This window comes from Chelativorans sp. YIM 93263 (assembly GCF_028767125.1).
Taxonomy (GTDB): domain Bacteria; phylum Pseudomonadota; class Alphaproteobacteria; order Rhizobiales; family Rhizobiaceae; genus Chelativorans.
The window spans coordinates 489,948-512,457 of the sequence record NZ_JAKCWP010000002.1 but is presented as its reverse complement, the minus strand read 5'-3'; the positions used below and the strand labels follow the sequence as shown (position 1 = coordinate 512,457).

The 22,510-nt window shown below is 61.4% G+C and carries 20 protein-coding genes and 1 riboswitch; of the genes, 6 read left to right on the top strand and 14 right to left on the bottom strand.

Annotated features, from left to right (window positions below):
* Positions 1–52 precede the first annotated feature (52 nt).
* Positions 53–1,030 carry a hypothetical protein gene (locus tag LY631_RS06615; protein ID WP_274424347.1) on the bottom strand — a complete coding sequence of 326 codons (978 nt, stop codon included), beginning with the start codon at positions 1,028–1,030 and terminating at the stop codon, positions 53–55.
* Between the two features lie 88 nt (positions 1,031–1,118).
* On the opposite strand from LY631_RS06615, the gene LY631_RS06610 reads away from it, so the two are divergent.
* The gene (locus tag LY631_RS06610; protein WP_274424346.1) at positions 1,119–1,703 is read left to right on the top strand and encodes a nitroreductase family protein; all 585 of its coding nucleotides are present in this window, start codon (positions 1,119–1,121) and stop codon (positions 1,701–1,703) included.
* 5 nt (positions 1,704–1,708) lie between these two features.
* Entirely contained in the window at positions 1,709–2,323 is a 615-nt protein-coding gene (locus tag LY631_RS06605) for a flavin reductase family protein (RefSeq protein WP_274424345.1), read from the top strand.
* Between the two features lie 8 nt (positions 2,324–2,331).
* Here LY631_RS06605 and LY631_RS06600 read toward each other — a convergent pair whose 3' ends face one another.
* Both LY631_RS06600 and LY631_RS06595 read right to left on the bottom strand, forming a co-directional pair.
* On the bottom strand, positions 2,332–3,210 hold the full coding sequence (locus LY631_RS06600) for an HpcH/HpaI aldolase/citrate lyase family protein (protein WP_274424344.1): 879 nt from the start codon (positions 3,208–3,210) through the stop codon (positions 2,332–2,334).
* Positions 3,210–3,662, bottom strand: coding sequence for a MaoC family dehydratase (locus tag LY631_RS06595; RefSeq protein ID WP_274424343.1), 453 nt, complete (start codon positions 3,660–3,662; stop codon positions 3,210–3,212). The genes LY631_RS06600 and LY631_RS06595 overlap by 1 nt, the downstream gene beginning before the upstream one ends.
* A gap of 117 nt (positions 3,663–3,779) precedes the next feature.
* On the opposite strand from LY631_RS06595, the gene LY631_RS06590 reads away from it, so the two are divergent.
* On the top strand, positions 3,780–4,916 hold the full coding sequence (locus LY631_RS06590; protein WP_274424342.1) for a DUF2336 domain-containing protein: 1,137 nt from the start codon (positions 3,780–3,782) through the stop codon (positions 4,914–4,916).
* A 57-nt stretch (positions 4,917–4,973) separates the two neighbouring features.
* Here the strand turns inward: LY631_RS06590 and parE are convergent, their stop codons facing one another.
* From parE to LY631_RS06540, 10 genes are all read right to left on the bottom strand, one after another.
* Positions 4,974–7,040 (bottom strand): DNA topoisomerase IV subunit B, encoded by a 2,067-nt coding sequence (gene parE / locus LY631_RS06585; RefSeq protein ID WP_274424341.1) that lies wholly within the window; start codon positions 7,038–7,040, stop codon positions 4,974–4,976.
* 192 nt (positions 7,041–7,232) lie between these two features.
* On the bottom strand, positions 7,233–10,034 hold the full coding sequence (gene gcvP / locus LY631_RS06580) for an aminomethyl-transferring glycine dehydrogenase (RefSeq protein WP_274424340.1): 2,802 nt from the start codon (positions 10,032–10,034) through the stop codon (positions 7,233–7,235).
* 8 nt (positions 10,035–10,042) lie between these two features.
* A complete protein-coding gene (gene gcvH / locus LY631_RS06575) occupies positions 10,043–10,411 on the bottom strand; it encodes a glycine cleavage system protein GcvH (protein WP_274424339.1) in 369 nt (122 codons plus the stop codon).
* A gap of 5 nt (positions 10,412–10,416) precedes the next feature.
* Entirely contained in the window at positions 10,417–11,520 is a 1,104-nt protein-coding gene (gene gcvT / locus LY631_RS06570; protein ID WP_274424338.1) for a glycine cleavage system aminomethyltransferase GcvT, read from the bottom strand.
* Between the two features lie 146 nt (positions 11,521–11,666).
* Positions 11,667–11,752, bottom strand: a riboswitch (glycine riboswitch).
* 99 nt (positions 11,753–11,851) lie between these two features.
* Positions 11,852–12,235, bottom strand: coding sequence for a helix-turn-helix domain-containing protein (locus LY631_RS06565; RefSeq protein ID WP_274424337.1), 384 nt, complete (start codon positions 12,233–12,235; stop codon positions 11,852–11,854).
* A gap of 155 nt (positions 12,236–12,390) precedes the next feature.
* Positions 12,391–13,227: an S-formylglutathione hydrolase gene (fghA, locus tag LY631_RS06560; protein WP_274424336.1), complete on the bottom strand. Its 837-nt coding sequence runs from the start codon at positions 13,225–13,227 to the stop codon at positions 12,391–12,393.
* A 36-nt stretch (positions 13,228–13,263) separates the two neighbouring features.
* Positions 13,264–13,533: a type II toxin-antitoxin system RelE family toxin gene (locus tag LY631_RS06555; RefSeq protein ID WP_274424335.1), complete on the bottom strand. Its 270-nt coding sequence runs from the start codon at positions 13,531–13,533 to the stop codon at positions 13,264–13,266.
* Entirely contained in the window at positions 13,517–13,744 is a 228-nt protein-coding gene (gene relB / locus LY631_RS06550; RefSeq protein ID WP_274424334.1) for a type II toxin-antitoxin system RelB family antitoxin, read from the bottom strand. The genes LY631_RS06555 and relB overlap by 17 nt, the downstream gene beginning before the upstream one ends.
* A gap of 54 nt (positions 13,745–13,798) precedes the next feature.
* Positions 13,799–14,257 carry a YaiI/YqxD family protein gene (locus tag LY631_RS06545; RefSeq protein WP_274424333.1) on the bottom strand — a complete coding sequence of 153 codons (459 nt, stop codon included), beginning with the start codon at positions 14,255–14,257 and terminating at the stop codon, positions 13,799–13,801.
* Between the two features lie 12 nt (positions 14,258–14,269).
* Positions 14,270–15,397, bottom strand: a complete 1,128-nt coding sequence (locus tag LY631_RS06540; protein WP_274424332.1) for an S-(hydroxymethyl)glutathione dehydrogenase/class III alcohol dehydrogenase — start codon at positions 15,395–15,397, stop codon at positions 14,270–14,272.
* A 155-nt stretch (positions 15,398–15,552) separates the two neighbouring features.
* On the opposite strand from LY631_RS06540, the gene LY631_RS06535 reads away from it, so the two are divergent.
* The 3 genes from LY631_RS06535 (at position 15,553) to dnaE (ending at position 21,864) form a co-directional block, all read left to right on the top strand.
* The gene (locus LY631_RS06535) at positions 15,553–17,562 is read left to right on the top strand and encodes an acetyl-CoA carboxylase biotin carboxylase subunit (RefSeq protein WP_274424331.1); all 2,010 of its coding nucleotides are present in this window, start codon (positions 15,553–15,555) and stop codon (positions 17,560–17,562) included.
* Entirely contained in the window at positions 17,559–18,260 is a 702-nt protein-coding gene (locus LY631_RS06530) for an HAD hydrolase-like protein (protein ID WP_274424330.1), read from the top strand. Before LY631_RS06535 ends, LY631_RS06530 begins: the two co-directional genes overlap by 4 nt.
* Before the next feature lie 76 nt (positions 18,261–18,336).
* Positions 18,337–21,864: a DNA polymerase III subunit alpha gene (dnaE, locus tag LY631_RS06525; protein WP_274424329.1), complete on the top strand. Its 3,528-nt coding sequence runs from the start codon at positions 18,337–18,339 to the stop codon at positions 21,862–21,864.
* A 35-nt stretch (positions 21,865–21,899) separates the two neighbouring features.
* Here dnaE and LY631_RS06520 read toward each other — a convergent pair whose 3' ends face one another.
* Positions 21,900–22,376 (bottom strand): DUF305 domain-containing protein, encoded by a 477-nt coding sequence (locus LY631_RS06520; RefSeq protein WP_338000418.1) that lies wholly within the window; start codon positions 22,374–22,376, stop codon positions 21,900–21,902.
* Between the last annotated feature and the right edge of the window lie 134 nt (positions 22,377–22,510).

Genomic DNA, 22,510 nt, shown 5'->3' with positions numbered 1-22,510 from the left:
GGCATGTCACTTCGCCCGCCTTTTTTCATTGGATGCGGAGAGGAACGACTGTTCAGTCGAGGCTTGCCTGGTGGTTCGCCAACTCGTCTTCGCCCGGCATCAGGAGATCCTCCGGCAGGATCTCGACAACCTGGTTGAGCCCGGGAGCCACGATGAAATCGCGCTGATAAATCCGGTCGCGGTTCTTGGCGACCACGGTGTATTGGCCTTCCGCCAGAACCATGGAGGCAAAGGCGCCGACAGTCTCGCGGACGATCTCGCCCGTTTCGGTTAGAACCGACCATGCCGTATCGGCGATAGCCTCGCCGCCGGGTTCGCGCACCAGCTTAAGCGTAAGTTGAGCTGCGCGATGCTCAACTGTTGCTTCGGTCAGTTCGCCGGATTCGACACGGATGTCGGAACGGATCACCGCGTTGACCGAGCCATAGGTGGAAACGACGTGATACGTTCCGGCGTTGAGTCGCACCACAGTGTCGGGGCGCACGTCGGGGATGATCAACGCTCGCCCGCCCCTCTCGTCGGCTTTGTCCTCGTAGATCGAGAAGCGAAGGCGTTCGGCGGGGATCGGCACACCGTCGGGCAATACGGCATTAAGCTTCAGCCCGCCCGCGTCGAGGACAAGCTGTTCGACCTGGGGACCACCGTTCACTGTTATGCGCTTTGTCGCGCCTGCGCGGCCGAACGCTGCGTGAACAAGATAGCTTCCGGGAGGCAGTGAAAGGCCGCTGGTTCCGCCCTCGGCGGTCGCCACCAGCGGCAACTTACCGTCCGCGTCAGGCTCCGGCGCAAAAACCCGCCAGACGATCCCATCCTGGATTGTGTCCGACTCGTTCGTCAGGCGTGCAGAAAGGGTGATGTCGGTGACTTCGCCAAGAGCGAGCGGACGGCGGTTTTCGGGGCTGGCATACTCGGTCAATCCCGGCAGGCGCAAATCTTCCAAGCCGATCATCGTATCCTGTGCGGCGGACGGAAAAAGCGCCAGAAGAAAAAGGACAGTGATCGTCGAGAATGATTTGACTATAAATCTCATGCCTTGCGTTGAACCCGAAGCTGGTGGCAATTTCAAGGCCAAGCTTCTTTTAAGGTCGGTTCGGCCGCCAATCCCACAGGAGTTTCCGTTGAGTTCACCCGTCATCGACCTTTTGCTTGCCCGCCGATCGGCTCCGATCCACGAATTGACCGGCCCGGAGCCGTCCCAAAGCGAGTTGGAGACGATGCTTCGGACGGCGATCCGTGTTCCCGATCATGGCATGCTTACGCCTTGGCGTTTCATCCTTTATCGCGGTGAGACGCGCGAGCGGGTCGGACAACTGCTCGCTGATCTTCTGGAACAGCGTGAAGGGCCATTGAACGAAGCGCAGCGGACGAAGGAATTAACCCGCTTTTCGCGCGCGCCGTTGGTGGTCGGCGTTGTTTCCAGTCCCAAGGAAAGTGCGAAGATTCCGCAATGGGAGATGTTTCTTTCTGGCGGGATGGCTGCCATGAATTTCATGATCGCCGCGAATGCTCTTGGATACCAAACGAACATTATCACGAATTGGTACTCCGACATGGAAGAGGGGCGGCGCATTCTCGGTATCGCGCCGCATGAGCGGGTAATAGGCTTTATCCATATCGGCAGGCATCCCGGCGGCACGCCGGACCGGCCCCGGCCGGAAGTCGAACCGCTGGTAAGCGATTACAGCGGACCGTGGGAAGGCTGAAGCGCATGTTTTACGAGCCTCGACAGGGCCACGGCTTGCCGCATGATCCATTCAAGGCCATTGTCGCGCCGCGGCCGATCGGATGGATCTCGACGCGCGGTGCCGATGGTAGGTTCAACCTTGCACCTTATTCCTTCTTCAACGCGATCTCTTCGCGTCCGCCGCTTGTGTGGTTCTCCTCCGAGGGTGAAAAGGACAGCGCCTCGATCGCACGGGAGACCGGCGAGTTTACCGTCAATCTGGTCGGGCACGACCTTGCCGAACAGATGAATGAAAGCGCCATCGATGCGCCGCCAGGCGTCAACGAATTCGAACTGGCGGGGCTCACGCCGGCTGCCTGCCGGCATGTTTCCTGTCCGCGGGTCGCAGAGGCGCCGGCAGCGCTTGAATGCAAGGTCACGGAGGTGCAGGAGCCGCGCGATCTTGCGGGCAATCGCACCGGCGTCTTCGTGGTCCTGGGCGAAGTCGTGGGCGTTCACATTGACGACGCCATGTTGGTCGACGGCCTGTTCGATATTCGCAAGGCACGAAATCTCGCCCGGCTCGGCTACATGGATTACACCTCAGTGATGGAAACCTTCGCCATGCGCCGCCCGCGCTGGAAGGACCGGCAGGGCTAAACAGGTCGTTAATCGAGTCCCGCCAATCTGGCGCGTGCGAGTATGCGCTCCGCGCGGCGCAGATGCGGTCGGTCCACCATCTGCCCATCCACACTGGCCACGCCTGTCTCACCCGCTTCCTGGAACGCGGCGATAACCCGGTGCGATTCCTCCACCGCTTCCTTGGATGGGGTGAAGGCGGCATTGATGATCGGCACTTGAGCGGGATGGATGGCCATTTTTGCCGTAAAACCGTCGCGCTCGGCCTCGATGCATTCCTTCTCGAAGCCGGGCTCGTCGCGGAAATTCGGAAATACCGTGTCGACGGCCGGCACGTGGGCATGGCTGGCAGCGAAGAGAGTGATCGAGCGGGCAAGACGGAAGGGCTCAGTCAAGTTGCCCACCTCGTCCCGCGTCGTGCGCGCGCCGATTTCGGCTGACAGATCCTCCGCGCCCCAGGTGAGGCCTGAAAGCCGTTCGCTCGCGCCGGCATAGGTGCCGGTGGCGAAGACCGCGCCTGCCGTTTCCGTGATGATCGGCAGGATGCGTGTCCCCCCATCCTCCAGGCCGTTTTCGGCTTCGTGCACCCGCAGTTTTACCGAGAGCAGGGTTACATCCTGACCGCCGGATGATTTGGGTATCATTATGCCGTCCGGACTGGCGGGCATGACGGCTTCCAGGTCGTCGTCGGTGAGACTTGTGGAAAGCGCGTTTACGCGCACATAGAGCAGGGTGGGGGAGCTTCCCTTATGTTCGGCTATGAAATCGGCTGCGATGCGGCGGGCCTCTTCCTTTCGGCCTGGTGCCACCGAATCTTCGAGGTCGAGCAGCAGAATGTCGGCTCCCGAGGAGAGCGCCTTCTCCAGTTTTCGTTCGGAATCGGCCGGGACGAACAGAAGAGAACGCATCAGGCCGGCCTCTTCAGTATCATTGCCTGCCGGAGGCAGCGGGCGACCAGAACATCGTCCTGATTATAGGCACGATGCTCGAATTCCACGATCCCGCGATCCGGCTTGGAGCGGGACTCGCGAGCGCTTTTGACCTCCGTTTCCACGCGGATCGTATCACCGTGGAAGAGCGGATGCGGGAAACTGGTTTCGGTCATCCCAAGATTGGCGAGGGTGGTGCCGAGCGTCGTGTCGTGCACGGATATGCCGATCATCAATCCGAGTGTGAACAGGGAATTGACAAGCGGCTTGCCCCACTCGGACTTTTCCGCGAAATCAAAGTCAATGTGAAGCGGCTGCGGGTTCAGCGTCATTGTGGAAAAGAGCACATTGTCGCTCTCGGTGACAGTCTTGCGCAGCGTGTGCTGGACGACTAGTCCCGGCTTCAGATCCTCCAGATAAAGCCCAGGCATGGCTCCCCTCCTCGTTGCCTTGTGATAGGCGCACGCAGGCCGGTAGGCAAGCGGTTATGGTAAACCATTTCTATACGAGTTGCTGCTAGCCTCGCGTCGATAACCGGGGGGCGGCAGGTGAGTGCGATCCAAGATTTCTTGCAGTGGAGCGAGACGGCGAGCGTACGCGAGCGGGCCGCTGCAGCCTCTGGACTGGCGCGGGCTTACATCCAGGAGGAGTTGGCCTTTGACGATCGGTTAGCGGCAGAGGCAGCGTTGGCGCTGCTCCTGGACGATCCGTCGCCGAAGGTACGGCTTGCCTTGTCGGAGACGCTCTCGCTGAGCGACCGGGCGCCCATGCAGGTGGTCGCGGCGCTGGCGGACGACCAGCCGCAGGTTGCCGCGCCCGTCATCGTTCGCTCGCCGCTTTTGAGCGATAGTGATCTCGTTGATCGGGTGGCGACCGGCGCGCCGGAAATTCAGCTTCTGATCGCGTCCCGGCCGCGCGTTTCCGCGGGCTTGTCGGCTTCCATTGCGGAAGTGGCCTGTGCGGAAGCCTGCATGGCGCTGATCCGCAACGACGGTGCAAAGATCGCGCCGATCAGCTTCCGCCGCATAATTGAGCGCCATGGTGACGAGGCGAGGGTGCGTGGGGCGCTTACGGGCGATCCACACCTTCCGGCTGACTGCCGTCACGCGCTGGCGGCTTCCGTTGCCACGGCACTTTCGCAGGCTCCGCTTGTCCGAGCGGCCATGGGGTCAACGAGGGCGGAAAAGATCGCGCGTGAGACCTGTACGCGGGCATCCATCACGCTCATCAGGAAAATGGAAAAAGGCGAGTATCCCGCGCTCGTCGAGCACCTGCGCCTGCGCGGCGAACTGACGTCCGGTTTCCTCGTTCGGGTGCTCGCCTATGGTCACGTCGACTTCTTTGCCGCCGCGCTCGCAGCGTTGACCGGGCAGAGTTCAGAGCGCGTCCACACCCTGATTTCGGGCGGTAGGAGGGCAACTCCGGCTGTGTTGCTTACAAAGGCCGGGTTGGCCGGATGCACACACAAGCCGATCCTCATGGCACTGGAGACGTGGCGCAAGGTGAATGCCGGTCGCGAAATAGCCGGGCCGCAGGAGGTTTCCTGGCGCATGCTGCAGACGATCGATAATGACGGCGCGGACACCTCCGGCGAGGCGCGGCTGGCCAATCTTCTGAAGCGCATTCATCTGGAGATGCGGCGTGAAAACGCGCGTGCGCACGCGCTCGCGCTGGCTGCTGCCTAATTTACACTGCGACCTGGCATTCAAGATGGCTGGCACCGCACAGGCGCGCTAGGCCGACTAGATATCCAGCTCCTCAACGAACTCCGCGTTCTCCTGGATAAAGCGGAAGCGCGCTTCGGGCTTGGTGCCCATCAGCGCTTCGACGGCCAGCTTCGTGGCCTCGGCCTCTTCCTCCAGCACATCGACCCGCAGAAGGGTCCTGTGCTCGGGATCCATGGTCGTTTCCTTGAGCTGCGCCGGCATCATCTCGCCCAAGCCTTTGAAGCGGCTGACCTCGACTTTTCCGCGGCCAGTGAACTCCGTGCTCAGAAGCTCCTCCTTGTGCGCGTCGTCGCGGGCGTACATCGTCTTGCCGCCCTGGGTGAGGCGGTAGAGCGGAGGCACGGCAAGAAAAAGATGCCCGCCGGAAATGAGTTGCGGCATTTCCTGATAGAAAAAGGTGATGAGCAGGGAAGCGATGTGCGCGCCGTCGACGTCGGCGTCGGTCATGATGATGATGCGCTCATAGCGCAGATCCTGCTCGCGGTATTTCGAGCGCGTGCCACAACCCAATGCCTGGATGATGTCGGCAATCTGCTGGTTGGATGCGAGCTTGCCGGAGGCAGCGCTCGCGACGTTGAGGATTTTACCGCGCAGGGGGAGCACGGCCTGTGAAGCGCGACTGCGGGCCTGCTTGGCCGAGCCGCCGGCCGAGTCACCCTCGACGATAAAGATTTCGGCGCCGGCTGCCGCGGTCATGGTACAGTCGGCGAGCTTGCCGGGCAGGCGCAATTTGCGAACCGCGCTCTTGCGGTTCACTTCCCGTTCCTTGCGGCGGCGCAGGCGCTCGTCGGCGCGCGCGATCACCCATTCCAGCAGCTTGGAAGCTTCGGCCGGATTGTCGGCAAGCCAGTGATCGAACGGATCACGCACCGCGTTTTCCACCATCCGGCTTGCGGCAGCCGTTGCGAGCCTGTCCTTCGTCTGACCGACGAACTCGGGCTCACGCACAAAGACGGAGAGCATGCCCGCAGCCGAAATCATAACGTCCTCGGCGGTGATAACGGAGGCGCGCTTGTTATTGCCCGTCAGATCCGCATAGCCGCGCAGGCCCTTTAACAGCGCGCTGCGAAAACCGGCCTCGTGCGTGCCGCCTTCGGGGGTGGGCACCGTGTTACAATAAGAATCGAGGAATGCGTCACCGCCATACCAAGTGACGGCCCATTCGACCGCGCCGTGGCCGCCGCGCTTTTCGCTGCGCCCGGCAAAGAGGCCACTGGTGACCTGGAACTCACCATCCAGAGAGGCTTCGAGGAAATCCTTCAGGCCGCCAGGGAAATGGAAAGAGGCCTTTTCCGGCGTCTCATCCTTCTCCTTCAGTAGGGCAGGGGCGCAGGACCAGCGAATTTCAACGCCGCCAAAGAGATAGGCTTTTGAGCGCGCCATCTTGTAAAGGCGAGCGGGATCGAACTTCGCATTTGCGCCGAAAATCTCCGCATCCGGCTTGAAGCGCACGCGTGTCCCGCGGCGGTTGTGGATGTCGCCCAGGGATTCAACTCCGCCTTGAGGCTTGCCGCGCACGAAGCGCTGGCGGTAAAGCTGGCGGTTGCGCGCGACCTCCACCTCGAGATTTTCCGACAGGGCGTTGACCACGGACACGCCGACGCCGTGCAGGCCGCCGGAGGTCTCATAGGCCTTCGAATCGAACTTGCCGCCCGCATGCAGTGTGGTCATGATGATTTCGAGGGCTGACCTGTTCTTGAACTTGGGATGCGGGTCGACAGGAATGCCTCGGCCATTGTCCGTGACGGTCAGAAACCCATCCTCGCTGAGTTCGACCTCGATGAAGCTTGCATGGCCGGCCACCGCCTCGTCCATGGAGTTATCGATGACCTCGGCGAAAAGGTGGTGCAGCGCCTTGCTGTCGGTGCCGCCGATATACATGCCAGGGCGCCGCCGCACGGGCTCAAGCCCCTCCAGAACCTCGATATCGGCCGCGCTATACCCGCCGCCGGTATCATCTGCTTCCGTCGGGCGCTTCTGAGCCGGCCGCGGTGCTTTTCGCTCGGGCGCGGAAGGCGCTTCCGGCTGCTTTACGCGCTCGGTCGGGGGCAGTCCGGAGAAAAGGTCGTTGGTGTCGTCCATTCAGAGTGTACTTTCTAGCCCCACGAATCAGTGGTGAGTTTGCCATGAATTTCATGGTGAAGCGAAGGCCGTTCCGGTTCCGTTCGGCAGTTGCGAACCGGCTTACAAGAAGAGCGGTCTTTCGCCAACGGCATTATGCCGGCGTACTCCTTAACAGGAGCACACCGGCTTGGTTAACAATTTCTGATCCAGCTAACTCGCCAACGCTTCCATGGGCGGGCAGGAGCAGACGAGATTGCGGTCGCCGGTGACGTTGTCCACGCGGGAAACGGGCGGCCAGAATTTCGAAGCTGCCTCCATACTGCCGGACGGGAAGGCGGCTTCCGCGCGCGAGTAGGGGTGGGACCATTCCTCGGCCATCAGTTCCATCGCCGTGTGGGGCGCGTTGACAAGCGGATTGTCGTCCTTGGGCCACTCGCCTTTTTCCACACGCGCGGTTTCCTCAGCAATCGAGATCATCGCGTCGCAAAAGCGGTCGAGCTCGGCTTTCGGCTCGGATTCGGTCGGCTCCACCATGAGCGTTCCCGCCACGGGCCAGGACATGGTAGGCGCGTGGAAGCCGTAGTCGATGAGACGTTTTGCGACATCCTCTACGGTGATGCCGGCGCGCTCCTTCAACACGCGGGTGTCGAGGATGCATTCATGCGCCACGCGGTCGTTGCGGCCCCTGTAGAGCACGGGATAATGCTCCTTCAGGCGCTCGGCGATATAGTTTGCGTTGAGGATCGCCATTTCGGTCGCCCGGGTGAGCCCGTCGGGGCCCATCATACGGATATACATCCAGGTGATGGGCAGGATGGAGGCGCTGCCGAACGGAGCGGCCGCGACCGCATGACTGCCGCCCTGCGCGACGTGGCCGGGCAGGAAAGGCTCGAGATGCTTTTTAACGCCAATCGGGCCGATTCCGGGTCCGCCGCCGCCATGGGGAATGCAGAAGGTCTTGTGCAGATTCATATGGCAGACGTCCGCGCCCAGATCGCCCGGCCGCGCAAGGCCGACCAGCGCATTGAGGTTCGCGCCGTCAAGATAGACCTGCCCCCCGTGCTCGTGGATGACGGCACACATATCTCGCACGCCTTCTTCGAAGACGCCATGGGTTGAGGGATAGGTGAGCATCAGGGCAGCAAGCCGATCTGAATGATCCGACGCCTTGGCTTTCAGATCTTCCACGTCGATGTCCCCGCTTTCCGTGCAGCGCACGACCACGACTCGCATCCCGGCCATCGAAGCGGAAGCCGGATTGGTGCCGTGAGCGGAGGAGGGGATAAGGCAGACATCGCGCTCACTCTCGCCGCGCTCTCGATGATAACGGCGGATGGCGATCAGCCCGGCATATTCACCCTGGCTACCGGCGTTGGGCTGAAGGGAAACGGAATCAAAGCCGGTGATCTCCGAAAGCCAACGGTCCAGATCTTCGATCATGCGGCGGTAACCCGCCGTATGTACCTCCGGCGCGAAGGGGTGAAGCCCGTTCACCTCCTGCCAGCTTACCGGCATCATCTCCGCCGCAGCATTCAGCTTCATCGTGCAGGAGCCGAGCGGGATCATAGCGCGGTCGAGCGCCAGGTCCTTATCACCCAACTTGCGCAGAAAGCGCATCATCTCGGTCTCGGACCGGTTTTCATGAAAAACCGGCTGGGTGAGGAACGTGGAGCCGCGCGGCGCTGCCGGGGCAATCGGCTTGGCGCTTTCCGGAATAGAAGCGTCGAAGAGCGCCGCAAGCGCGTTCAGGTCCGCTTCCGTCGAGGTCTCGTCGAAGGCGACGCTGACGCGGTCGGCGTCAATGACGCGCAGCAGGCGGCCCTCCTTCTCGGCCCTGGCAGCGATCTCTTCGGCCTTGCCCGGCACCGAGACGGTGACCGTGTCGAAGATCGAGTCGCCGGCCATTTCAAGCCCGGTGGATTTCAGCCCCGCATGAAGGCGCGCGGCCAGGCCATGCACATGATCTGCGATGGCGCGAAGCCCTTCCGGGCCATGCCAGACCGCATAGGCGGCCGCCATGTTGGCGAGTAGCGCCTGGGCGGTGCAGATGTTCGAAGTCGCCTTGTCGCGGCGGATGTGCTGCTCGCGCGTTTGCAGCGCAAGACGGTAGCCGGGGCGGCCGTGAGCATCGGTTGACTGGCCGACAAGGCGGCCGGGCATAAGCCGCGTCAGCCGGTCCGAAACCGCGCAATAGGCCGCATGCGGCCCGCCGAAGCCCATTGGTACGCCAAAGCGCTGCATGGAGCCGACAGCGATCTCCGCGCCGAGCGCCGCCGGCGTCTCGCTGACAAGCAGGCCCAGAGGATCGGCAACAAATACGACGATCGCGTCCTTCGCCTGTGCCCTGGCAATGATGTCCGCATGGACGCCGTAGACACCACGTGTATCCGGCCAGGGAACGATGAGCGCGAAGGTGTCGTCATCGACCGTTGTGCCGTCGATCTCCATGCCCAGCGGTTCGGCGCGCGTTTCCACCACGTCTTGCGTCTGCGGGTGAAGGGGGGCGGCGATGGCGAGCCGATTGCGCTTGCCGCGATGGTGACGCCACGCGATGCCGACAGCTTCGGCAACCGCCGAGGCCTCGTCGAGCAGCGAAGCGGAGGCAATGGGCAGGCCGGTAAGCTCTGTCACCAGCGTCTGGAAATGAAAGAGCATTTCCAGCCGGCCTTGGCTGATTTCCGACTGGTAGGGCGTGTAAGCGGTGTACCATGCCGGGTTCTCGAACATGTTGCGCTGGATGACCGGCGGCACATGGCATCCATGATAGCCAGCGCCGATGAAGCTCTTCAGCACCTTGTTCTCGCGCATTCGGCTTTGAAGCTCGCCCAGCGCCTCGGCCTCGCTTGCGGCCTTCGGCAGGTCGAGCGGGTGGTCAAGCCGTATCGAGTTCGGTACCGCCTGGCTGATCAGCGTCTCGAGCGAGGTTACGCCGAGTGCTGTCAGCATAGCTTTCGTTGCATCCGCCCCCAGGCCGATGTGGCGGGTGGCAAAAGTGTCGTTTTTATCGGGCATGCAAACTCCTAGGCGATCTTCGCCTTGTAGGCTTCTTCGTCCATGAGACCTTCGAGCTGGGATTCCTCGGACAGCTTCATCTTCCAAAGCCAGCCGTCGCCCGTGGGTGCGGTGTTGACGAGGGAAGGATCGCTGCTCAGCGCATCGTTCACCTCCGTTACCTCGCCGTCGGCCGGCGCATAGACATCCGAGGCAGCCTTCACGGATTCGACGACGACGGCGGTGTCACCCTTGGTCAAGCTGCCACCCTTTTCGGGAAGCTCCACGAAAACCAGATCGCCGAGCTGCTCCTGCGCATAGTTGGTGATGCCGACCGTCGCCATTCCGTTCTCGACGTGGATCCACTCGTGGTCCTCGGTAAAGTAAGTCGTGCTCATGCTGATTATCCTTTGCGATAACGGTGTGGCGTGAAGGGGAGCGGATGAACGCGCAGGGGGAGGCGGTTTCCGCGGACCTCCGCGAACAGCGGTGTATCCGGGTCGGAAAGGTTCCTTGCGACATAACCCATGGCGACCGGGTGACCGACCGAGGGGCCAAACCCGCCGGAGGTTACGCGGCCGACAGCATTCCCGGTCTCATCGACGAGGGGAGTACCGGTGCGTACGGGCTGGCGTCCTTCCGGCTTTAGCCCGACGCGCTTTTCCTTGATGCCTTCGGCACGGATGCGCCGCAGCGCCTCGGCGCCGACGAACGCGCCTTCCTCCCGCAATTGCTTGGGGATGGCCCAAAGAAGCGTCGCGCTGGCGGGGTCGGTCTTCTCGGTCAGATCCTGTCCGTGCAGGCAGAGGCCGGCTTCCAGCCGCAAGCTGTCCCGCGCTGCAAGGCCAATCCACTGGACGCGGTCGTCCGCCAGGATCTTCTCTGCCAATCCCGGCGCTTCGTCAGGGGGCAGCGCGATCTCGAATCCGTCTTCGCCCGTATAGCCCGACCGTGAGACAAACCACCTTTCGTGCGGCTCTACGGCCGTCATGAATGTAAGGTCGCTCAAGTCCAGACCGGCACCGATGAGAACGCTTTCTGCTTCCGGCCCCTGCAGGGCCAGCAAAGCGAGCTCCAATGGTTCGATCTGCACGTCGAGGCCTTGGGCAATGGCGCTAAGGTGGGCTTCGTCCCTTGCCGCATTGCCGGCATTTGCCACGATCATGAAGCGGTCGTTGCCCAAGCGCGTGATAATCAGGTCATCGATAATACCGGCGTCTTCGTCCAGCAGCACCGTGTATTTGGACTTGCCTGACCCAAGGCCCGCCGCTTCGATCGGGCAGGCACGCTCGAGGAAAGAGGCAGCACCTGGGCCTTCCACCGCAAAAAGCTGCATGTGCGAGATGTCGAACAGGCCGGCCTTTTCTCGCGTATGGAGGTGCTCCTTCATCACGCCGGCAGGATAGGTCAACGGCATGCGCCAGCCGGCAAAGGCGCCGAAACGCGCCCCGGCTTCCTCATGCATCGCCTCCAGCGGCAGATGTCTCAGGGTTTTCTCGTCGCTCATCATTCCTCCAAAGCTGCACGCACGCTGCCCATGCAACGTGTCCGTGCCCCTCTGTCGGAAGCCTGAGAGACTCGCGCGACCGGAACCCTGTCGGCAGCGCTTACACCTTCGGCGCGGGGCGCAAGCCCCGACTTTCCAGAGTGTCTAACCCGTTTGCGGTTCATTTGCCTGAGAGATTTCGGGCGATTTCCCCTTCGGCGGCAGCGAGGCTGCTCTCTCCCACAAACAGGCGGGCAATTTGACCCACGACAATTTTGAACCTAGCGCAGGCGAAGTGTGTTGTCACCTCCACACCCTGCATTGAGGCTCACCATTCACAACCGAATGGTCGTTACTCCAAATTTGCTGCGCGCGCCAGATCCCGCTCGATCTGAGCGATAATGCTTGCCGTTTCCTCGTGAAGGCGCTGCAGGCGCTGCAGATTGGTGGAAACGGCCTGGACGAGATCGGAGCGGCTTTCGTCCGCTGGCGATGCGCCAACGCCATGGAGCAGCCAGGACAGACTGACGTTCAAGACGCCGGCCAGCATGGCAAGCCGATTGGCGCGCGGCTGAGAGCGGTCGCTTTCCCAGGCTTGAATGGTGGAGGCCTTTACGCCGAGGCGGCGTGCCAACTCTGCAATGGTCAACCCCGCGGAATCGCGGGCACGAGAGAGCCGCCCGCCCATTGTATCACGGTCGGGAAGCTCGGAATAAATGTGCGCGGTGTTCTGCACCGGGATACATCTCCTGTCTGAAGCTTTTTAAGTGTTAGACATGAAGAATGCAGGACACGCCGCAGGATAACAAGCTCCGGCGGCAGGTTTGTTTTCTATTGGGAGGGAAAAGGAAAATTTGAGCAGTACTTTATCCTGGTTTCTTAAACGTCTTATCAGCGGCTCATGCGGGCGGCGTGCCAGGCAAGATGGTCTTCCATGAAGGTAGAAATGAAAAAATAGGAGTGGTCATAGCCTTCGCGCATATTGAGCGTCAGCGGAATACCGGCCTCTTTGCACGCTTCTTCGAACAGCCATGGCCGCAAGCCTTCATCGAGAAACCCGTCGGCTGTGCCCTGATCAATGAGGAATTCATCGAAGCGCTGCCCGTCTTTCACGAGCGCACATGCGTCGTAAGCGCGCCAGCCGGCAGGATTGCTGCCGAGATAACGCTCGAATGCCGTCTTTGACCAGCCGGCCGTCGATGGTTCGACGATGGGCGCGAAAGCCGAGCAGCTTTTGAAACGCTCGGGGTTTTTGAGAGCAATGGTCAGAGCCCCGTGGCCGCCCATGGAATGACCGAAAATGCTCTGCCGGCTCATATCGGCCGGAAATTCCCTTTCGATCAGCGCTGGCAGTTCCTTCGTGAGATAGGAGTACATGCGGTAGTTTTCGGAATAGGGCGCTTCGGTTGCGTCGAGATAGAACCCGGCCCCGGATCCGAACTGCCAGTTGTCCGGCTCGTCCGGCACTTTTTCGCCGCGCGGGCTGGTGTCCGGGCAGACAACGATCAGCCCAAGCTCCGCGGCCTTGCGGCGATATTCGCCTTTGTCCATCACGTTCGCATGGGTGCAGGTCAGGCCCGAGAGATACCAGAGAACGGGGCAGGGGCCGTCCGTCGCCTGCGGCGGCACGAAGACGGCGAAGGTCATCTCGCAATTGCAGGTTTCGGAGGCGTGGGAATAAACGCCCTGAACGCCGCCATGGGATCTTGCGGTGGAAATGGTTTTCATCGTGAACTCACTGGCTGATTGAAAGTCTGAACCCGGCTACCGGTAGATTTCCCTCCGATGGCCGATTTCCAGGACGAGAACGACAAGCTTGTGGTCCTGAATAACGCAGATGATGCGGTAATCGCCGACCCGATAACGCCAGAAGTCACCGAATTTTGAGCCTTTGAGCGCAGCGCCCAGTTGGCGGGGATCATCAAGAGAAGCAAGGCGCTCGCTGAGAAACTGACGGATTCGGTGACGGGTTTGCGGGTCCAGCTTACGGATGCTTTTTCGAACCGCGGTGTTGTACTCAATCGTCCAGTTCACGCCAGAATTCCTCGGCGCTTACAACTTTCGATTCACCGCGTTGGATTCGTTCCATCGCTTTTTCGGCCAGATAAATATCCTCGAGATCATCCAGCCGCTCTTCGATGGCTTCGCGAATGTAATAGGAGGCCGTGCGGCCGGTTCGCTTTGCCAAAGCCTGCAGGCGTGCGTAGGTCTCGTCGGAAAGGCGGATCGCCGTTTGCTTGCTCATTGTGGTGACCTTTCGGGATACATGCATCCCATATAGCATTTGCCGCGCTTGGTTTCACCCGCGATTTTCACGCAGGGCACGCCGCACGGCGAGATCCAGCGCCTGGAGAAACGCCGACCGATCCCGGGCGGTGAAGCCGGCATTGTAGCCCTTGATCTCGCCGGATTCGCGCAGATCCTGCTTCAGGTTGCGCATTGCGACGTCCATTCCGATGCTTTCGCGCGTGAAAGCTCGGCCGGTCGGGGCCAGCACTTGCAATCCCTTTTCGACAAGGCGGGATGCAAGCGGCACGTCTGCCGTAATGCCGATATCGCCTTCCGCCGCATTCTCGGCAATCCAGTCATCCGCGGCGTCGGCTTTTCCCGGCACGACGACATGGCGCACCATCGGATCGCGCGAAGGGCGGAGCCCACCATTGGAGACGAACACGACGGGAACGTCGTGACGCTCGGCAACGCGGGTCACCTCCGCCTTCACGGGGCAAGCATCAGCATCGACATAGATCGTGGGCAAGATGCCGGGGCCTCAATACACTACCACGCTGCGGATGGATTCGCCGCCGTGCATGAGATCGAAGCCCTTGTTGATCTCGTCGAGCGACAGCGTGTGCGTGATCATCGGATCGATGTCGATCTTGCCTTCCATGTACCAGTCGACGATCTTCGGCACGTCGGTGCGCCCGCGTGCGCCGCCGAAGGCCGTGCCTTTCCACGTGCGGCCGGTGACGAGCTGGAAAGGACGCGTGGAGATTTCCTGCCCCGCACCGGCAACGCCGATGACGATCGATTCGCCCCAGCCGCGATGAGCCGATTCGAGCGCCTGACGCATGACGGTAACATTCCCCGTGCAATCGAAGGTGTAGTCTGCCCCGCCAATCTGGTCCGCGCCGCGCTTGGTCATGTCGACGAGATAGAGCACGAGATCGCCCTCGACCTCCTTCGGATTGACGAAATGCGTCATTCCGAACTTCTCGCCCCATTCCTTCTTGGCATTGTTGATATCGACGCCGATGATCATGTCCGCGCCGGCAAGCCGCAGACCCTGAATGACATTGAGGCCGATGCCGCCGAGTCCGAAGACGATGGCCGTGGAGCCGATCTCTACCTTGGCGGTGTTGATGACGGCACCGATGCCGGTCGTCACGCCGCAGCCGATGTAGCAGATTTTGTCGAAGGGCGCCTCGGGATTGACCTTCGCCACCGCGATCTCCGGCAGGACCGTGTGATTGGAGAAGGTCGAGCAGCCCATATAGTGATGCAGTTTCTCCCCGCCGATAGAGAAACGCGAGGTGCCGTCGGGCATGAGGCCCTGCCCCTGCGTCGCCCGAATGGCCGTGCAGAGGTTCGTCTTCTGCGACAGGCAGGAGGGGCACTGACGGCATTCCGGGGTATAGAGCGGAATGACATGATCGCCCTTCTTCAGGCTTGTCACGCCGGGGCCGACATCGACCACCACACCGGCACCCTCATGGCCGAGAATGGTGGGAAAAAGCCCTTCCGGATCGGCGCCCGACAAGGTGAAATCATCCGTGTGGCAAATGCCTGTGGCCTTGACTTCGAGCAGCACTTCGCCGTCGCGCGGGCCCTCCAGATCGACCTCCATGATCTCCAGTGGTTTTCCGGCGGCGGTGGCGACGGCGGCACGCGTTTTCATCGGCTGTTCTCCTCGTGTAACTGCGTTCGAAAGTAGTCGGGAAATGCCGCCGCGCGCAAGAACGATTGTCCAGCCATACGGCTTCGCGCTTACTCGATCTTGAGCGCTTTGGCACAAGCCCGTAGAACTGTATGGCCGTTGGGGGAATCGCCTGCATGTTCAAAAAGATCTTGATTGCCAATCGGGGGGAGATCGCCTGCCGCGTCATAAAGACGGCGCGCCGAATGGGGATCGCGACCGTCGCCGTTTACTCGGATGTTGATGTCGATGCCGTCCATGTCGAGATGGCCGACGAAGCCGTGGAGATCGGGCCGGCGCCGGCGAATCAAAGCTATCTGTCCATCGACCGGATCATCGCGGCCTGTAAGGAGAGCGGGGCAGAGGCCGTGCACCCGGGCTATGGTTTTCTCTCCGAAAATCCGGACTTCTGCGAGCGCCTGGAAGCGGAAGGCATCGCCTTCATCGGGCCGAAGCCCAAGGCGATCCGCGCCATGGGCGACAAGATCACCTCGAAGAAGATCGCGGGGGAAGCCGGCGTATCAACCGTTCCGGGCTTCGTCGGGCTGATCGAGAATGCCGATCATGCGGCGGCCATTGCCACGGAGATCGGCTATCCGGTGATGATCAAGGCGTCCGCCGGGGGCGGGGGCAAGGGTATGCGGGTCGCCTGGGACGATGATGAGGCCCGGGAGGGCTTTGCGCGCTCCAAATCCGAGGCCGCATCCTCCTTCGGCGATGACCGGATCTTCATCGAGAAGTTCGTCGAGGAGCCGCGCCACATCGAGATTCAGGTGCTGGCCGACGGTTTCGGCCACGCCATTCACCTTGGCGAGCGCGAGTGCTCCATTCAGCGGCGCAACCAGAAAATCGTTGAGGAGGCGCCGTCGCCTTTTCTCGACGAGGAGACACGCCAAGCCATGGGTGCGCAGGCCGTGGCGCTGGCCAAGGCCGTAGACTATCAGAGCGCCGGTACGGTTGAGTTTATCGCGGACAAGGACAAGAATTTCTACTTTCTCGAGATGAACACTCGGTTGCAGGTTGAGCACCCGGTGACGGAGCTTGTGGCGGGCATAGATCTTGTCGAGCAAATGATCCGCATCGCCGCGGGTGAAAAGCTGAAGATCGCGCAGAAAGACGTGAGGCGGGACGGCTGGGCTATCGAAAGCCGGATCTATGCGGAAGACCCGACACGCAGTTTCCTGCCGTCCATCGGACGGCTGACCCGCTACCGCCCACCTGAAGAGGGGGAGCATGGCGCCGTTGCCGTGCGCAACGATACAGGTGTCGCGGAAGGGTCTGAAATTTCCATGTTCTACGATCCGATGATCGCCAAGCTGTGTACCCATGCGCCGGATCGTCTTCAGGCCATCGATGCCATGTCGGATGCGCTCGACCGATTTGTTGTGGACGGCATCGAGCACAACATCCCGTTTCTTGCCGCGCTTATGCGCCATCCGCGCTGGCGTGAAGGACAGCTTTCCACGAGTTTCATCGCCGAAGAGTATCCGGAAGGCTTTTCCATATCTGAGCCGGACAAGAAGGCGCGGGCGATCTTCTGTGCGGTCGCGCTTGCCGTCGAGCTATTGCGGCGGGACCGGCTAGATCGCCTGCCGGGACGGCTCGCGCCGCATTCAGGCGACATCAAGCGGGATTGGGTGGTGAAGCTTGGCAAGGACTATGTGCCGGTTTCGCTGGTGGAAGGCATGGCGTCCATTCCCACCGAGGTGGACATTCAGCTCGATGGCGAGACCTTGAACCTCGTCTCCTCCTGGCGGCCGGGCGAGCCTGTTTGGGAGGGGCGGATAGATGGGCGGGAGGTGGCTGTGCAGATCCGCCCCGTACTCAACGGTGTCAGGCTCTCCTGGAAGGGTTTTGCCGCGACCGCACACGTGATGCTCCCGCGCATCGCCGAGTTCGACCGGCTGATGCCGGCGCGCAAGGCGCCGGACACATCGAGAATGCTCCTTTGCCCGATGCCGGGGCTGGTCGTCTCCATCGCCGTAGACGAAGGTCAGCAGGTGAAGGCGGGCGAGGTGCTGGCGGTGGTCGAGGCCATGAAGATGGAAAACGTCCTCCGCGCCGAGCGCGATTGTACGGTCTCCGCCATCAAGGCCGCTCCCGGCGATAGCCTCGCGGTCGATGCGGTGATTATGGAGTTTGCATGAACGATAGCCTCCAACCCCGCCCGGCGCTTCTCTTCGATCTCGACGGGACTATGACCGACCCCTTCGTCGGCATCACACGCTCTCTGCAATACGCTTTGGAAAGGCTGGGCCGTTTGGCGCCGGCAGCGGAGGATTTGCGCTGGTGTATCGGGCCGCCGATACAGTCGAATCTTGCCAAGTTGCTCGAAACGGATGATGAAGCGCTCATATGGGAGGGCGTGAGGCTCTACCGTGAGCGTTATGGCGATGTCGGCAAATTCGAAAACCGTCTCATTCCGGGTGTCTCGGAGGTGCTGGCCGGGTTTGCCAGAGATGGATACATTCTTTCGGTGGCGACCTCGAAAGTGAAGTCCTATACGGCTGACATTCTCGAACATTTCGGGCTGCATATCTACTTCGATGCAGTCCATGGCTCCGAACCCGATGGCCGGAACTCTGACAAAACGGACTTGATACGGCACATTCTTGCCAGCGAACCGATCGATGCGGGGCAAACGGTGATGATCGGCGACCGCATGCACGATATTATCGGCGCGCGCGCCAACGGGGTGCGGAGCATCGGTGTTCTGTGGGGTTACGGCGATCGCGGCGAGCTTGAGGGCGCTGGTGCAGACCGCATTGCGGAACATCCGGACGAACTGGGACCGATGGTGCGAGAAATGTTTCGGGAACCACTGGCCGAAGATAATCCGGGGTAACCAACGGTCGGCCTTTACCATGCCGGGGCGATCCCCGACAATTATCTGACGAATCTCGATGGCGCAGTGAGAAAAAATGGCAAGTGACAGGCGAACGCGTGACCCATTGCTGGCGGAAGCCGCTCGTACTGCGGCACGCCCGGAACGGCCGGAGCGGTCGTTCATTCATCTGCGCGTGCACTCTGCCTATTCTCTTCTGGAGGGTGCGCTGCCGCTCGGCAAGATTATCGGCCATGCGGTCAAGGACGAAGCTCCCGCCATTGCCATCGCCGACACGAACGACCTGTTCGGTGCGCTGGAATTCGCGCAGAAAGCGGTGAAGGAAGGTGTTCAGCCAATAATAGGCTGCCAGCTCGATGTTGCCTTCGATGACTCTTTCGCCGAAGCGCGACGGAGCAACAATCGCAAGGGTGCAAGCCTCTATGAGCCGCTGGTGCTGATCGCGGCTACGGAGGATGGTTACGGCAATCTCGTGCGCCTGGTGAGCCGTGCCTATCTGGAAAACGAGGCCGGGGCGGACCCGCACGTGTCTACCGACTGGCTCAAGGACTATGCCGAAGGCATCATCTGCTTGTCCGGTGGTCCGCGCGGGCCGATCGGCACGCCACTGAAAGCCGACCGCGCGGAGGCGGCGGAAGGCCGGCTCCTGTTCCTCAAGGAGATTTTCGGCGACCGCCTTTATGTGGAGTTGGAGCGCCTCCAGGGCTATGACCGGTCCGTCGAGGCGGCAACCGTCGACCTGGCTTATCGTCACGATCTGCCGCTGGTGGCGACGAATGAGGCCTTCTTTCCGACGCGCGAGGATTTCGAGGCGCATGACGCGCTGATCGCCATTGCCGAGGGCGTAGTCATCGCCATGGATGACCGGCGCCAGCTCACGCCCGACAATTACCTGAAAAGCCAGGCCGAAATGGCGAAGCTCTTCGCCGATTTGCCGGAGGCCTTGGACAATACAGTCGAAATCGCGCTGCGCTGCTCGTTTTATCCAAAGACGCGCGCGCCCATTCTGCCGCGCTTTACCGGTGGTGAAACCGATGATCCGGAGGCCGTGCTCAAGGCCGAGGCAGACGAGCTTCGCCGACAAGCGCGCGAGGGCCTCGAGATGCGGCTTGAAATGCAAGGGCTGGCGGACGGCTATACTCGCGACAATTATGTCGAGCGGCTGGAACACGAACTGGGCATTATCGAGCGGATGAAGTTTCCAGGTTACTTCCTGATCGTTGCGGATTTCATCAAGTGGGCGAAGGCGCAGGACATCCCCGTCGGGCCGGGGCGCGGGTCCGGTGCGGGCTCGCTCGTGGCCTATGCGCTGACGATTACCGATGTGGATCCGCTGCGCTTTTCGCTGCTGTTCGAGCGCTTTCTCAATCCCGACCGCGTGTCGATGCCGGATTTCGATATCGACTTCTGCCAGGACCGCCGCGACGAGGTGATCCGCTACGTGCAGGAGAAGTACGGCCAGGAACAGGTGGCACAGATCATCACTTTCGGAACGCTGCAGGCGCGCGCCGTACTGCGCGACGTGGGGCGCGTTCTGCAAATGCCTTACGGGCAGGTGGACCGGCTGTGCAAGATGGTGCCGTCCAACCCGGCCAATCCGACGCCGCTGCCCAAGGCCATCGAGGACGAGCCGCGCTTTGCCGAGGAGGTGGAGAAGGAGCCAATCGTCGGCAAACTCCTGGAGATCGCCCAGAAGCTGGAAGGGCTCTACCGCCACGCCTCCACCCATGCAGCGGGCATCGTCATCGGTGACCGGCCGCTCTCCGAACTGGTGCCGATGTATCGCGACCCGCGCTCGGACATGCCGGTTACCCAGTTCAACATGAAATGGGTTGAGCAGGCGGGGCTGGTGAAGTTCGATTTCCTCGGTCTGAAGACGCTGACGGTTCTGGAAAAGGCAGTCAAGCTCATCCGCCGTCGCGGCATTGAGATCGACGTGACCAAGATCCCGTACAACGATCCTGACACCTATGCCATGATGTCGCGCGGCGAGACGGTGGGCATCTTTCAGGTGGAAAGTGCCGGCATGCGCAAGGCGCTGATCGGCATGAAGCCGGACCGCATCGAGGATATCATCGCGCTGGTGGCGCTTTACCGCCCCGGCCCGATGGAGAATATTCCCACATACAACGCGCGCAAGCACGGCGAGGAGGAGATCGCCTCCATCCACCCCAAAATCGACCACCTGATCAAGGAGACGCAAGGCGTCATCGTCTACCAGGAGCAGGTGATGCAGATCGCCCAAGAGCTTGCCGGCTATTCGCTCGGTGAAGCGGATCTTCTGCGCCGCGCCATGGGCAAGAAGATCCGCTCCGAGATGGACAAGCAGCGCGTGCGCTTCGTCGAGGGCGCGGTCGAGCGCGGGCTTCAGAAGGCGCAGGCCGACTTCATCTTCGACCTTTTGGCCAAGTTTGCCGACTACGGCTTCAACAAATCGCACGCAGCCGCTTATGGCATCGTTTCCTACCAGACCGCCTATCTGAAGGCGCACTATCCGGTCGAGTTCCTGGCCGCGTCCATGACCTACGACATGGCCAACACGGACAAGCTGAACGATTTCCGCCGGGATGCCATTCGGTTGGGGATCGAGGTCGTCTCGCCCTCGGTCCAGACCAGCTATCGCGATTTCGAAGTGGGAGAGAACTGCATCTACTACTCGCTTGCCGCGATCAAGGGCGTGGGCGATGCGGCGGTGGAGCATATTGTCGAAAAGCGTAAGGAGAAGCAGTTCGACAGTCTGGAGGATTTCTGTGCGCGCGTCGATCCGAAGATCGTCGGCAAGCGTGTGCTGGAAAGCCTGATCTGTGCCGGCGCATTCGATTGCTTCGGCCATGACCGGGCCGCACTCTTTGCCGGTATCGACCGGCTGATGGGCATGGCCGCGCGCGCCGCCGAGGACGCGGCCATGGGGCAGGGGGACATCTTTGGGTCAGCCGCACTGGAGCCGCAGAAAATCCATCTTCCGGCATGCGATCCATGGCTGCCCGCCGATAAGCTGCAGCGCGAGTTTCAGGCGGTGGGCTGCTATCTCTCCGCGCATCCACTGGACGATTACGCTGCAACGCTGGAGAAAATGCGAGTGCAAAGCTGGGCGGATTTCCAGGCGGCGGTGAAACATGGCGCGACGGCAGGGCGGCTGGCTGGTACCGTCACGGCCAAGCAGGAGCGCAAGACACGCACCGGCAACAAGATGGGCATCGTCCAGTTCTCCGATGCCAGCGGACAGTTTGAGGCCGTGCTTTTCTCCGAGAGCCTCCTTCAGTATCGCGAGCTGCTCGAGCCCGGCCGCTCGGTCGTTGTAACGGTGCAGGCGGAGGACCGGCCGGAGGGCGTCAACCTGCGCATCCAGACCGTTCAGTCGCTGGAAGAAGAGGCCAGCCGCATGCAGAAGGCGCTGCGGATCTATCTGCGCGATGCCGCACCGGTTTCGACCATCTCCTCACAGCTTGGCGTGCGTGGCGAGGGGCAGGTCAGCCTGATCGTCATCAAGGAAGGCGGGCAGGGCGAGATCGAGATTGGCCTGCCCGACCGCTATCGCATCTCCCCGCAAATCGCCGCCGCCATGCGCGCCGTGTCCGGGGTGGTGGATGTGGAGCTGGTTTAGTTCTATCGTGCTTCCGTTCAAGCTATGGCGCCTGACTAAGGGTTCTCGTTCAGGTCCTCTATAAGCGCCTTCATTTCGGCGATTTCTTCCCGCTGAGCTTCGATAATCTGCTGCGCAAGATCGCGGACCCGCGGATCGGAGATGCGAGCGCGCTCGCTCCTCGTAATAGCTATCGAATGATGAGGGATCATCGAACTCATGAAGCCTACGTCCTCAACCAGAAACTGGCTTCTGTCGAGGGCCACTGCGGCAGTCAATACGACCAGCGCTGTTGCGAAGATGCCCAGTTTCGCACCCGTGCCGGCATACATTCCCCACATGTAAGCCAGCATGACGATGGACATCGTGGCACCCATCGCCAAAGCCATATAGACACGCGACTCGCTGAAAGTTGCGTGACTGAACTCATAAGTGGCCATGTACATAATCCCGTACATTACGACCGTCCCCGTGGCGATCATGGCCGCAAATCTCCAGTAGGACATGGGTACGATCCCTTCGCGCTTGTTCACTCCGCGCCGAACGTCCAGAGCGGCGTCTCGTTCCTTGCGTGGCGGGATCACCCCGCGACGATTTGGCAAATGCATAGTCGATTGCAGGGAATGACACCGTCTTGTATAAGAACAAAAAAGGAACAGAATCGAGG

What these genes read in the sequence shown, in the direction of transcription:
- gcvP (WP_274424340.1), bottom strand. Translation starts at nt 10,034, where the DNA reads ATGCCCGATAAAAACGACACTTTTGCCACCCGCCACATCGGCCTGGGG.
- parE (WP_274424341.1), bottom strand. Translation starts at nt 7,040, where the DNA reads ATGGACGACACCAACGACCTTTTCTCCGGACTGCCCCCGACCGAGCGC.
- LY631_RS06540 (WP_274424332.1), bottom strand. Translation starts at nt 15,397, where the DNA reads ATGAAAACGCGTGCCGCCGTCGCCACCGCCGCCGGAAAACCACTGGAG.
- LY631_RS06615 (WP_274424347.1), bottom strand. Translation starts at nt 1,030, where the DNA reads ATGAGATTTATAGTCAAATCATTCTCGACGATCACTGTCCTTTTTCTT.
- gcvT (WP_274424338.1), bottom strand. Translation starts at nt 11,520, where the DNA reads ATGAGCGACGAGAAAACCCTGAGACATCTGCCGCTGGAGGCGATGCAT.
- LY631_RS06600 (WP_274424344.1), bottom strand. Translation starts at nt 3,210, where the DNA reads ATGCGTTCTCTTCTGTTCGTCCCGGCCGATTCCGAACGAAAACTGGAG.
- gcvH (WP_274424339.1), bottom strand. Translation starts at nt 10,411, where the DNA reads ATGAGCACGACTTACTTTACCGAGGACCACGAGTGGATCCACGTCGAG.
- relB (WP_274424334.1), bottom strand. Translation starts at nt 13,744, where the DNA reads ATGAGCAAGCAAACGGCGATCCGCCTTTCCGACGAGACCTACGCACGC.
- LY631_RS06595 (WP_274424343.1), bottom strand. Translation starts at nt 3,662, where the DNA reads ATGCCTGGGCTTTATCTGGAGGATCTGAAGCCGGGACTAGTCGTCCAG.
- LY631_RS06605 (WP_274424345.1), top strand. Translation starts at nt 1,709, where the DNA reads ATGTTTTACGAGCCTCGACAGGGCCACGGCTTGCCGCATGATCCATTC.
- LY631_RS06530 (WP_274424330.1), top strand. Translation starts at nt 17,559, where the DNA reads ATGAACGATAGCCTCCAACCCCGCCCGGCGCTTCTCTTCGATCTCGAC.
- fghA (WP_274424336.1), bottom strand. Translation starts at nt 13,227, where the DNA reads ATGAAAACCATTTCCACCGCAAGATCCCATGGCGGCGTTCAGGGCGTT.
- LY631_RS06535 (WP_274424331.1), top strand. Translation starts at nt 15,553, where the DNA reads ATGTTCAAAAAGATCTTGATTGCCAATCGGGGGGAGATCGCCTGCCGC.
- dnaE (WP_274424329.1), top strand. Translation starts at nt 18,337, where the DNA reads ATGGCAAGTGACAGGCGAACGCGTGACCCATTGCTGGCGGAAGCCGCT.